The sequence below is a fragment of the Streptomyces sp. RK62 genome (assembly GCF_018070255.1).
GTDB classification, from domain to species: Bacteria; Actinomycetota; Actinomycetes; order Streptomycetales; family Streptomycetaceae; genus Streptomyces; species Streptomyces nigra.
In genome coordinates this window covers 15791-27765 of record NZ_JAGPYD010000017.1, presented here as the reverse complement: position 1 = coordinate 27765, position 11975 = coordinate 15791, and the positions used below count along the sequence as shown (strand labels likewise).

Here is an 11975-nt window from a genome sequence, read left to right as displayed (position 1 = left end):
GGGCCCGTGCCGGACCGGGGGACACCCCCGGCCGGCACGGGCCCTCGGCCGTTCAGCTCAGGACGACCAGCTGCCGGGTGGCGCGGGTCATCGAGACGTAGTGGTCCACCGCGCCCTCGACCCCCTCGCCGAAACGCTCGGGGCGGACCAGCACCACCAGGTCGAACTCCAGCCCCTTGGTGAGCTCCGGCGGCAGGGAGCGCACCCGGTCCGTCGACGGGAACGCGGGGGCGCCGATGACACAGGCGATCCCGTCGTCGTGCGCGGCCAGCCAGGACTCCACGACCGACTCCAGTTCCGAAACCGAACCGTGCACCACGGGGAAGCCGCCGCTGCGGATCGACGTCGGCACGTTGGCGTCCGGCAGCACCGCCCGGATCACCGGCTCCGCCTCCGCCATGATCTCCCGCGGGGTGCGGTAGTTGACGGTCAGGGACGCCTCCTCGACCCGGTCGAGCCCGACCCGCTCCAGACGCTCCCGCCAGGACTCGGTGAAGCCGTGCCGGGCCTGGGCGCGGTCACCGACGATGGTGAAGCTCCGCGACGGGCACCGCCCCAGCAGCATCTGCCATTCGGCGTCGGTGAGTTCCTGCGCCTCGTCGACGACGATGTGCGCGAACGGACCCGCCAGCAGATCCGGGTCGGGCGCGGTCAGCTCCGCGTCGTCGACCAGGCTCACCTGGGCGTCCTCACCGCGCAGCATCCGCACCAGGCCCTCACCGTCGTCACCGTCCGCGCCCGAGTCCGCGACGGCGGCGATCAGGTTGTCGACGACCTGCGTCATCCGCTCCCGCTGCACGGCCAGCGTCCGAGCGTGCCGCTGCGCGCGCCGGGCCGCCTCCGGGTCGCCGAGCCGCTGCCGGGCCGCGTCCAGCAGCGGCAGGTCGGACACCGTCCAGGCGTCCGGCCGCCCACGCTGCAGCAGCCGTACCTCGTCCGGGGTGAGCCACGGGGCGCACAGCCGCAGATACGCCGGGACCGTCCACAGGTCGCCGACCAGGTCGGCCGCCTCGAGCAGCGGCCACGCCCGGTCGAAAGCCGCCCGCAGCTCCCGGTGCCGGTCCAGCGACCGGCGCAGCAGCTGGGAGGGGATCTCCGCGTCGTCGCCGGAGGCGTCCTCCTCGTGCCGGTCGACCAGCAGGGTGAGCAGTTCCTCCCAGACCTGGGCGCGGGCCTCGTTGTGCGGGGTGCCGGGCTCCGCCGCGTCGAACGCGACCGCCCAGTCGGTGGCGCTCAACGGGATCGCGGACCAGGGGGTGGTCACCGTCATGCCCTCGGCCGGCGGCTCCTCGTAGAAGCGGACGGCCTTCTCGATCGCCCGCACCAGGTCCGCCGACGCCTTCAGCCGGGCCACCTCCGGGTCCGCCTCGACACCGGCCGTCGCGCCCTCGGCCACGAGGTCCCGCAGCACACAGGTCTGCACGCCCTCCTCGCCGAGGCTGGGCAGCACGTCGGAGACGTACGCCAGATACGGCCGGTGCGGGCCGACGAACAGCACACCGCCCCTGCGGTGCCCGAGGCGCGGGTCGGAGTGCAGCAGGTAGGCCGAGCGGTGCAGGGCGACCACGGTCTTGCCGGTGCCCGGCCCGCCGTCGACGACGAGCGCGCCGCGGGAGCCGGCGCGGATGATGGCGTCCTGGTCGGCCTGGATGGTGCCGAGGACGTCCCGCATCCGGGCCGAGCGGTTCCCGGCGAGGCTCGCGACGAACGCCGACTGGTCGTCGAGCGCGGCGTGCTCCTCCAGGCCGTCCGGGGTGAACACCTCGTCCCAGTAGTCGCTGATCCGGCCTCCCGTCCACCGGTAGCGGCGGCGGCTCGCGAGGCCCATCGGGCGGGCGTGGGTGGCGCCGAAGAACGGCTCGGCGGCGGGGGAGCGCCAGTCGACCAGCAGCCGGCGGCCGGTGCTGTCGGTGAGGCCGAGCCGTCCGACGTACACGGGACGCGGGTCGTCGGCGAAGACCATCCGGCCCAGACACAGGTCGAGGCCGAAGCGGCGCAGGGTGCGCAGCCGGCTGGTGAGGCGGTGGATCTCCGCGTCCCGGTCCATGGCCTGCCGGCCGAGGCCGCCCTCCGCCCTGCGCTCGGCGGCGAGCCGGGCGGTGAGGTCGTCCGTGGTCTCCTCCAGGCAGCGTGCGATGGCGGCGAAGTGCTCGTCGTCGGCGGCGATCAGGGCCGGGTCGGCCTTGGCGCGCCGGCGGTCGTCCAGGGCGAACGCGGTCGTGGGGAGGGGGTGCACAGCGGGTGCTCCGATCTGGGTCGCCGAGGCGCCGGAAAGAGTTTCCAGGTCAGGCCGGAGATTGTGCGTCATGGAGGGGGCCTTGCCGCAAGCCGGGGGGTGCGCTATATGTTGAGAGTGGCAAGGAGTACGTGACTCCTTGCCTTTCGTGTTTCCGGGCCCGTGAGGGGCGTCCGGGCCGGTGGTCGCGGAACCAGCCGTGGATCGGCTGTTCGGTTCGTCTCGCGCGCCACATCTCTCTCGGGTTCTCACCCGCCCCGGACGTCACACTTCCGCTTCCGTCGCACCGGAACGCGGCCTCTCACTCATCACGGTGAGTGTTTTTCGTACGCCCGTCCGCCATGACGTTACGTGTTCGAATGCGTGCCCAGCGTGCAAAAAGGCCGAGGGTACTCCTGTCGCCCGGGCCATTTCAGGTGCTTGCTGAATATGACACGGCGATGATCCGGTCGGACTAAGCTCGCCCGCAGCGCACCGAGTTGAGGTGTATTCGTGCGCTTGTTCCCTATGGCTCGGAGAAGTCCGACATACCCATGACGTACCCCACTGCAAGCTCCCCCTACACCCACCCGATTCATTTCAGAGGGCCCACATGGTGAGCGTTCAATCCCCGCCCCGTCGGCGCGAACTCCCGTATGCGCGCGTGCTGCTGCTGCCGGCCATAGCGATGGCCGCGGCGACCGGAGCCGCCGTCGCCCTCGTGGCCGAACCGGCCCGGACGGCCGTCGGCGTGTGCGGTGCCGTGGCCTTGCTGCTCGTCCTGGCCTGCGCGGCGGAAGCCGTCCGCCGCGGCCGCGCCCTGCGGGACGCCCAGGTCGAGCACGCCCGTCACACCGCGTATCTGGAACGGCGCGTCGCCGCCCACGACGAGGAGCTCGTCCGCCTCGCCACGGAGATCACCCCGGCCGCGATCGACCGGCTGCGGCGCGGCGCCTCGCCGTACGAGGTGATGCGGGACCTGGGGGAGATCGACCCGTCGTACGTCCATCTCCCGCCCGTGCAGATCGAGTTCGTACGGCACGTGATCGACCTGGTCGACCACGAGGAGGCGCTGCGCGACTCCGCCCAGCGGTCCTTCGTCGACATCGCCCGGCGCGTCCAGTCGATCGTCCACCAGCAGGCCGTGGAACTGAGGGAGATGGAGGAGGACCACGGGCGCAACCCCGAGGTCTTCGACGACCTGCTCCGCATCGACCACGGCACCATGCTGATCGGCCGCCTCGCCGACTCCATCTCCGTGCTCGGCGGCGGCCGTCCCAGCCGCCAGTGGCCCGAGCCCGTCCCGCTGTACAGCGTGCTGCGCGGAGCCATGTCCCGCATCCTGGAGTACCGCCGCATCAGCCTGGACTCCATCGCCAAGGTCAACATCGCCGGCATCTCCGTCGAGCCCGTCATCCACGCGGCGGCCGAACTCCTCGACAACGCCACGCGCTACTCGCCGCCGCAGACCAAGGTGCACGTCACCGCCACCGAGGTGCAGACCGGCGTCGCCATCGAGATCGAGGACGCCGGCGTCAGCCTCAGCGAGGAGGCCCGCGCCCGGGTCGAGGGCATGCTCGAACGCGCCAAGCAGGGCACCGACCTCCAGGACCTCGGCGAGTCCCCGCGCCTCGGCCTGGCCGTCGTCGGACGCCTGTGCACGGCGTACAACATGCAGGTCTCGCTGCGCTCGTCGGCGTACGGCGGTGTCCGCGCCGTCCTCGTCGTGCCGCGCGACATGATGACCACCGAGCCCGCGCCCGGTCTCGCCCACGGCATCGGCGCCGGCGCCGCGCCCAAGGCGGAGGGCTCCGAGGTGCTCGAAGGGCCCAAGCGGGCCCCCAAGAAGCGCCGCCCCACCAGCCCGAAGATCCCGGCGGTGGTCTCCATGGAGGACGACGTCCCCGTGGTCACCGAGTGGACCCCGAACGGGCTGCCCCAGCGACGCAGCCGGGTCAAGACCCCGCTCAGCAAGCGGATCGCCGAGCAGGCGGCCATCGAGCAGGCGGAGCGGGAGGGCCGGCCGACCATCTGGTCGACGCGCAGGTCCGAGCCCGATCCCACGCCGGCGGAGGACGAGCCCGTACCCGGAGCCTGGGTGGAGGCGTTCTGGAACGGGCTGAAGGACAAGCCGGACCCGCTCACACTCCAACCGCGAACCCAACAGGCCCGCCCCGAGGCCGATGACGAGGGGGACCTCAAGTGATCCAGCAGCGTGCCAACTTCGACTGGATGCTCAAGGAGCTTTACGACGGCGTACCAGGCATCCAGATGATCGTCGTGCTGTCCGCCGACGGTCTGCGCATCGCCCGCTACGGCGGTGAGGCCGACACCGCCGACCGGGTCGCGGCGGCCTGCGCCGGACTGCAGAGCCTGGCCAGCGCGGTCGCGCAGGAGATCCCGAAGAGCGACGGCAAGATGAAGATGGTCCTGATCGAGATCAACGGCGGCTACTTCTATCTGATGGCCGCCGGCGCCAACGCCTATCTCGCCGTCCTCTCCGACACGTTCGCCGAGCCCGGCCGTATGAGCAACCGCATGTCCGACCTCGTGGCCCGGATCGGCGCCCATCTCACGAGTCCGCCCCGGCGGAACGGGCAGACCGTATGACTCCTCCGAAACGCCAGCGGCGACAGTCCCAGGAGCACTTACCTCCGCCGCCCGCCCCCACCGGCAAGCAGAAGAACCCGGAACGGCTCTTCGTCGTCGCCGGTCCGGACGGCGGGGAACGCGACGGGGACCTCGACCTCGTCACGCTGATCGTGGCGCGCGCCGACCCCCCGCCCTCCGCCACACCGGAACAGGCGGCACTGCTCCGGCTGTGCACCGCCCCCCTGTCCGTGGCCGAGCTCTCGGCCTATCTCAACCTGCCGTTCAGCATGATGACGGTCGTTCTCACCGACATGCTCACGGCCGGGCTGGTGACCGCCCGCGCTCCCATCGTGCGCCAGGCCGTCGCCGACCGTTCAATCCTCGAAGCGGTGATGCATGGACTTCAAAAGCTCTGACGTCGTCCCTGGTCCACGGACCGAGGACCAGCTGCCGCACACGGCCGAAGCCGCGGTCAAGATCGTGATCGTGGGTGGCTTCGGCGTCGGCAAGACCACCATGGTCGGGTCGGTCAGCGAGATCAAACCGCTGACCACCGAGGAGACCATGACGCAGGCCGGAATCGGCGTCGACGACAACTACGGCTCGGACACCAAGACGGCCACCACCGTCGCCATGGACTTCGGCCGCATCAGCATCACGGAACAACTCGTGCTGTACCTGTTCGGCACCCCGGGCCAGGAACGCTTCTGGTTCCTGTGGAACGGGCTGTTCGAGGGCGCGCTGGGCGCGGTCGTCCTGGCCGACACCCGCCGCCTGGAGGTCAGCTTCGACGTCATAGGGCGGCTCGAGGAACGCGGTGTGCCGTTCGTCGTGGCCGTCAACACCTTCCCGGACGCGCCCCGTTACCCCGTCGCCGATCTGCGCACCGCCCTCGACCTGGCCGAGGAGATCCCCATCGTCGAGTGCGACGTCCGCCGCCGGGCCTCCAGCCGGGACGTCCTGATGACCCTGATGCACTTCCTGCACTCACTGGCGACGGCCAAGACGCCTGTGTGAGCCCACCCGCCGGTCGAGCCGTGCCGCCGGTGCCGACCGGGACCTTCCCCCCGACCTCTTGCAACCGGACAACCTCGTTTCGGAGCGACCATCGTGACGTCTGAATCCCTTTTCCCCACCGGTATGGACGATCCCACGGCCACCCCGCCCCCGGGCTGCCCCGCACACGGCATCGGCCCCGGCGGGCTGCGCCGGCTGTACGGGCCCGAGGCGGAGGATCTGGCGGCCGTCTACGAGAAGCTCCGTGCCGAGCACGGGCCCGTGGCCCCCGTGCTGCTGCACGACGACGTGCCGATCTGGCTCGTCCTCGGGCACGCCGAGAACCTGCACATGGTGCGCAGCCCTTCGCAGTTCTGCCGTGACACCCGGCAGTGGACGGCGCTGCAGGACGGCACGGTCAAGCCCGAGCACCCGATGATGCCGCACTTCGCCTGGCAGCCCATCTGCGTCCACGCCGAGGGGGACGAGCATCTGCGGCTGCGGGGCGCGGTCACCGGCGCCATCTCGACCATCGACCACCGCGGGATCCGCCGGTACATCAACCGCGCGACCCAGCACCTGGTGAACCAGTTCTGCGAGGAGGGCGGCGCCGACCTGGTCAGCCAGTTCGCGGAGCATCTGCCGATGATGGTGATGTGCGAGATCCTCGGCATGCCCGACGAGTACAACGACCAGATCGTGCAGGCCGCCCGTGACATGCCCAAGGGCAGCGAGACGGCCATCGCCAGCAACGCGTATCTGATGGACGTCCTGATGCGGCTGACCGCCCGCCGACGCGCCGAGCCCGCGGACGACTTCACCAGCCATCTGATCAGCCACCCGGCGCGGCTGACCGACGACGAGGTCGGCCAGCATCTGCGGATCATCCTGGTCGCCGCCTACGAGGCCACCGCGAACCTGATCGCCAACGTGCTGCGGGTGGTGCTCACCGACCCGCGGTTCCGCGCCCAGCTCAAGGGCGGGCAGATGACGGTGCCCGAGGCGGTCGAGCAGTCCCTGTGGGACGAGCCGCCGTTCAGCACGGTCCTGCCGTACGTCGCCAAGCACGACACGGAGCTGGGCGGGGAGCACATCAGCAAGGGCGACGCCCTCATCATGGGGATCGCCCCGGGCAACGTGGACCCCCGGGTCCGGCCCGACCTGTCCGCCCATATGCAGGGCAACCGCTCCCACCTCGCCTTCGGCGGAGGCCCGCACGAGTGCCCCGGTCAGGACATCGGCCGTGCCATCGCCGACGTCGGCGTCGACGCGCTGCTGACCCGGCTGCCGGATGTGCAACTGGCCGTCCCCGAGGACGAGTTGCGCTGGTGGTCGTCCATCTCCAACCAGCATCTGGTGGAGCTGCCGGTCAAGTTCGCGCCCAAGCCGCAGCAGGACGTCATGGCCCGGCCCGCGCACCCGCTGGCCTCGCCGCGCGTCAGCACCTGGCAGATCGGCGCCTCGGAGCCGCAGCCCAGGATGCAGGCGCCCGCCCCCGCGCCGACGGCACCGACGGCGCCGCCCGCGCCGGCCGGGCGGCAGGGCCCGCTGCGGCGCTTCCTGCGCTGGTGGCGTGGGGAGTGACCCCGGTGGGCACCGGGTCAGCCGGCCGCCCAGTCGTCGTACGACGACCAGGCATCCAGGGTGCGCGAGCTGACGAACCGGTGCCGGTGCCCGGTGACCGGGTCGGTGAACTCCAGTGTCCGCGCCAGCAGTTGGAGCGGGTGCCGGAAGTCACCCGCCGGCACCGGGCCGGTCACCACCGGGTACAGGGGGTCGCCCAGGATCGGTACACCCAGGGCGCTCATGTGCACCCGCAGCTGGTGCGTCTGGCCGGTGCTGGGCGTGAGCCGGTACCGGGCGCGCCCGTCCCGGTGCTCCACCAGCTCGATCCGGCTGACCGCGTTGGGCTCCCCGGGCACCTCGCGGGCCGCCATCACCCCGCGCTCCTTCACAATGCGGCTGCGCACGGTCCGGGGCAGGTCGAGGCCGGGCTCGTACGGGGCCACCGCCTCGTACTCCTTGGCCACCAGCCGGTCACGGAAGAGCGACTGGTAGGCGCCGCGCTCCTCGGGCCGGACCGTGAACAGCACCAGCCCCGCCGTCAGCCGGTCCAGCCGGTGCGCCGCGCCCAGCGCCGGGAGACCGAGGTCGCGCCGCAGCCGGGCGAGCGCCGTCTCGGCGACATGGCTGCCGCGGGGCGTCGTGGCCAGGAAGTGCGGCTTGTCGGCGACCACGATGTGCTCGTCCCGGTGGACGACCTCGATCGGGAACGGCACCCGCTCCTCGTCGGCGAGCTCGCGGTGGAACCAGACGTACATGCCGGGCGCGTAGGCGGTGTCGCGGGCCACCGGCCGCCCGGTGGCGTCCACGATGCGTCCCGCGTCCAGCATGCCGTCGATCACGCCGTCCCCGGCGGCGAGGCGCGCCACGAGATGGTCCCGCACGGTCGCCCAGGCGTCCGCGGCGGGCAGCCGTACGCGCACCGGGTCCACCCCGTTCAGCTGAGGCAGCGGGGAGGGCGGGGGCGGCGTACGGCGTCTCATCGGATGCCCAGCCTACGAGACCGCCTAGCGCGACACCGGTGCCAGGTTCGTGGGGTGCAGCTGGCCCGACTCGTCGGGGCTGAGGGCGTTGGCCGTGTGGGGGGAGTAACGGCCGTTGCTCCGGCTCCAGTCGTAGCTGCCGCGGATCCAGGTGAGCATGGCCGTCGCGTACCGGTGGAGCTTCTCGGACTGCGCGCCCGTGAGGCCGAGCCGGGACGAGAACAAGGGGATCATCCTGGCCTGCTCGTGGAGCCGGGCGACCGCGCTCTGGACGAGGGCGACGGCCATCGGGATGGCCTCCTGGCGGGAGCAGTCGCGCTGCCGCATCAGGCAGTGCACGAGGTTCGGGTCGCCGCGGGCGTCGTCGTTCTCCAGGGACATGATCTCGTTGATCAGCTTGACGGCGTCGACGGCGGCCCGGCGCATCGAGTCGAGGTGGCTGCTGTGCCAGACGAGCGGCGGGATCTCGAAATGGCCGAGCCGCTCGGCGAGATCGAGCGAGGGGACCAGGCCCAGGGTGCGGTGGCCTATCCGCATCCGGGTGGCGAAGTCCTGGGGGACCCAGGTGCGCCGGTCGATCTCCTCGGTCAGATTCCCCACCAGATAGTCGACCCAGTTGTGGGCGGCCCGCTGCCGCCACTCCTCGGACATGCCCGCCCGGGTGCGGCGCCAGATGTCCGCGAAGGCCGTCACCAGGGGCGGTTCGCTGTCGGGGTGCGGCCTGGTGCCGTCGCCGACGAGCGCGATGAGCTGCCGGCACACGTCGACGGCCTCGTCGGCCTCGCAGCCCTCAGGGACGTCGAAGAGGTCGTCGAAGAGGAAGAACCAGCCCATGGTGTCGAAGGCCAGGTCGAGGTCCTCGCCGGTGGCGTCCGGGTAGCTGTAGGCGGCCAGGTCCGCCACCGCCGAGAACAGGTAGCGGCGGGCGGCCGGGTGTCCCACCACGAGTCCCTGGCGGCGCATCCACTCCAGATGTCGCTCCCGGGCGGCGGCCAGGCCTGGGTTCAGCCGAGATGGAATGGGTAAGTTTATGGCGACGTTCTGGGGCATGAGCCTCTCCCGGGATCAGGGGTCCGAGGACGAGGTCGGTGCCTCCGCGAGGGCGGTGAGCCCTTACGGCCCGGGCACCGTCACGGGACGGCACTCCGGCCGACCAGCCGGGAACAGAGCCCTTCACGACGCCCTCCGAGTGGCGGAGCCGACCAAGTCCAGGAACTACGCGCTGTGCTTCCCTACGCTGCTGCCGCGGCGTGGCTGACTCGTGCACGGATGAGGCCTGCTGACGGAACCGGTCCTGTGGGGCATCGTCGATCGCGTGCTGTGTGGTGCCGTCGGCCATGGCCTCCCAGGCGACCACCGGGCGGTGCAGGTGATCGGTGGTCACCATCGCCACGACCGCGGCGTCGGCGACGCGGACGTGGATCACCTACACCTTCCTTTGCCGCCGTGCGTTTCGTCAACTGTTCAAACTGGCGGAGCTGTTCCCGGGACTCACGGGAACCGTGCTTCGCACCATGCGACGATTTCCGGCCGCCGAACAGGGCGTGCGCTCCGGAGCGTGGGACGTGTCCGCCGTGCGACGCGCGCGCGGACGCCCGCTCGTTCGCGCCATCGGCTCATCCGGCGCGAGCGCGAGCTGGTCCGTACGGCTACGCCGCGGGCGCCCCCTCCTGCTCCGCCTCGATACGCGCGTTCCAGTCCCGCTTGGACGCCTGCCAGCCGTCCTCGTTGTGACCCAGGCGCCAGTAGCCGGAGATCGACAGGTCCTCGCGGGACACGCTCCGCTCCACGCGGAGCAGATGGCGCAGCTCCTTCACGAAGTGCGCCTCGCCGTGGACGAAGGCGTGGACACGGCCCTCGGGGAAGGCGAGGGAGCGCACCGCGTCGAGCAGCGCCTCGCCGACGGGGCGCGCACCGCGGTGCAGCCAGACCACCTCGACGTCCGAGTCGATCTTCTGCTCCTCCTCGGGGCCGGACACCTCCACGAAGGCGTAGGCGGCGGCGCCGGCGGGCAGCGACTCCAGGGAGCGGGCGATCGCGGGCAGGGCGCTCTCGTCACCGGCGAACAGATGCCAGTCGGCGCCGGAGTCCGGGGCGTAGGCGCCGCCGGGGCCGAGGAAGCGGACGGTCTCGCCGGGCTGTGCGCGCAGCGCCCAGGGGCCCGCCAGGCCCTCGTCGCCGTGGATCACGAAGTCCAGGGTCAGCTCACGGTGCTCGGGGTCCCAGGCCCGCACGGTGTACGTCCGGGTCACCGGCCACTGCTCGCGCGGCAGTTCCTCGCGGACGCGCTCCAGGTCGAAGGGCTCGGGGAAGTCGGCGCCCTCGGGGGAGAAGAGGAGCTTCACGTAGTGGTCCGTGCAGGTGTCCGCCGTGAAGTCGGCGAGGCCCTCGCCGCCGAGCACCACACGCTGCATGTGCGGGGTCAGCCGTTCGGTGCGGACGACCTGCGCGGAACGGATCTTCCGTGGCTTGCGGGCAGGGCGTTCTGCCATGACGGCCTCCCTCTGGGTGAGCTTAGGTTTACCTAAGTTAGCACCTCGGCCGGGTCGCATGCGGGATCTGTGCGCCCGCGTTCATCTGTGGACGGGGAAGTACTGGACGAATGCCCCGTCCCAGATGTCCCATGTGTCCGGGGCGGCCGCCGCCGTCACTCGGCCAGCGTGGTGAGCAGCCGCTGCAGCGAGCCGCCGAGCCCCCAGCGCGCCGCCAGTGCCTCCAGTGCCTCCGGGTCCCGCGGGGCGCGCGGCACGGCGACCTCGACGTCCGGCAGCGGGACGTCGGCGGCGACCCGCACCACCGTCGGCGCGACGGCCACGTACGGGCGGGACTCATCCAGCCGCCGGCGCTGCGAGGGCGTCAGCTTCGCCTTCGGGTCGTCGACCGCCGCCATGATCCCCGCCAGGTCGCCGAACTCCGCGAGCAGCTTCGCCGCCGTCTTCTCCCCGATCCCGGGCACACCCGGCAGGCCGTCGCTCGGGTCGCCCCGCAGCAGCGCAAGATCCGCGTACCCGCGGCCGTCCACGCCGTACTTCTCGCGCAGCCATGCCTCGTCGGTGACCTGGAGGGTGCCGACGCCCTTCAGCGGGTAGAGCACACGCACCCCGCGCGCGTCGTCCACCAGCTGGTACAGGTCGCGGTCGCCGGTGACGATGTCGACGGGGCCCTTCGCCCGGGCGGTGAACGTGCCGATCACGTCGTCCGCCTCGTACCCCTCGACGCCGACGCGGGCGATGCCGAGCGCGTCCAGGACCGCCTCGATGACCGGCACCTGCGGGGACAGCGTGTCGGGCACCTCCTCCTCGTCGGGTCCGCCCTCGTGCTCCTCGGCGACGCGGTGCGCCTTGTAGGAGGGGATCAGGTCGACCCGCCACTGCGGGCGCCAGTCGGCGTCCATGCAGGCCACCAGCTCGTCCGGGCGGTGGTCCTTGACGAGGCGGTCGATGAAGTCGAGGAGCCCGCGCACGGCGTTCACCGGGGTGCCGTCGGGGGCCTTCACCGAGTCCGGCACGCCGAAGTAGGCGCGGAAGTACAGCGAGGCGGTGTCGAGGAGCATCAGTCGTCCGGTCACGCACGCATCATGCCGCACGGCACCGACAACGGCCCCGGAGTGAGCGTCCGGTCGCCCT

The 11975-nt window shown here is 71.7% G+C and carries 10 protein-coding genes and 1 pseudogene; 5 read left to right on the top strand and 6 right to left on the bottom strand.

All coding sequences use genetic code 11. The annotated features are described in order from the left end of the window. Positions 1-52 precede the first annotated feature (52 nt). The gene (gene helR / locus KBY32_RS29045) at positions 53-2236 is read right to left on the bottom strand and encodes an RNA polymerase recycling motor ATPase HelR (RefSeq protein WP_210982300.1); all 2184 of its coding nucleotides are present in this window, start codon (positions 2234-2236) and stop codon (positions 53-55) included. Positions 2237-2828: 592 nt separating this feature from the next. On the opposite strand from helR, the gene KBY32_RS29040 reads away from it, so the two are divergent. From KBY32_RS29040 to KBY32_RS29020, 5 genes are all read left to right on the top strand, one after another. Continuing rightward, positions 2829-4421: a sensor histidine kinase KdpD gene (locus KBY32_RS29040; protein WP_210982191.1), complete on the top strand. Its 1593-nt coding sequence runs from the start codon at positions 2829-2831 to the stop codon at positions 4419-4421. Continuing rightward, positions 4418-4825, top strand: a complete 408-nt coding sequence (locus KBY32_RS29035; RefSeq protein WP_055622893.1) for a roadblock/LC7 domain-containing protein — start codon at positions 4418-4420, stop codon at positions 4823-4825. The genes KBY32_RS29040 and KBY32_RS29035 overlap by 4 nt, the downstream gene beginning before the upstream one ends. Continuing rightward, positions 4822-5223 (top strand): DUF742 domain-containing protein, encoded by a 402-nt coding sequence (locus KBY32_RS29030; protein WP_055622894.1) that lies wholly within the window; start codon positions 4822-4824, stop codon positions 5221-5223. The genes KBY32_RS29035 and KBY32_RS29030 overlap by 4 nt, the downstream gene beginning before the upstream one ends. Further along, on the top strand, positions 5204-5824 hold the full coding sequence (locus KBY32_RS29025; RefSeq protein ID WP_055622895.1) for an ATP/GTP-binding protein: 621 nt from the start codon (positions 5204-5206) through the stop codon (positions 5822-5824). Before KBY32_RS29030 ends, KBY32_RS29025 begins: the two co-directional genes overlap by 20 nt. Before the next feature lie 123 nt (positions 5825-5947). Continuing rightward, positions 5948-7387: a cytochrome P450 gene (locus tag KBY32_RS29020; protein WP_079033707.1), complete on the top strand. Its 1440-nt coding sequence runs from the start codon at positions 5948-5950 to the stop codon at positions 7385-7387. A 17-nt stretch (positions 7388-7404) separates the two neighbouring features. Here KBY32_RS29020 and KBY32_RS29015 read toward each other — a convergent pair whose 3' ends face one another. The 5 genes and pseudogenes from KBY32_RS29015 to KBY32_RS29000 all read right to left on the bottom strand — a co-directional run bounded on the left by KBY32_RS29015 (position 7405) and on the right by KBY32_RS29000 (position 11902). Next, the gene (locus KBY32_RS29015; protein WP_210982190.1) at positions 7405-8349 is read right to left on the bottom strand and encodes an RluA family pseudouridine synthase; all 945 of its coding nucleotides are present in this window, start codon (positions 8347-8349) and stop codon (positions 7405-7407) included. A gap of 24 nt (positions 8350-8373) precedes the next feature. Next, complete coding sequence (locus KBY32_RS29010) at positions 8374-9312, bottom strand: pentalenene synthase (protein ID WP_115506347.1); 939 nt, start codon at positions 9310-9312, stop codon at positions 8374-8376. A 277-nt stretch (positions 9313-9589) separates the two neighbouring features. After that, positions 9590-9775 (bottom strand): annotated as a pseudogene (locus KBY32_RS36020) (DUF6192 family protein); the annotation flags it as partial. 223 nt (positions 9776-9998) lie between these two features. After that, a complete protein-coding gene (locus KBY32_RS29005; RefSeq protein WP_210982189.1) occupies positions 9999-10841 on the bottom strand; it encodes a siderophore-interacting protein in 843 nt (280 codons plus the stop codon). 155 nt (positions 10842-10996) lie between these two features. Next, positions 10997-11902: a 5'-3' exonuclease gene (locus KBY32_RS29000; protein ID WP_108706057.1), complete on the bottom strand. Its 906-nt coding sequence runs from the start codon at positions 11900-11902 to the stop codon at positions 10997-10999. Positions 11903-11975: the final 73 nt, after the last annotated feature.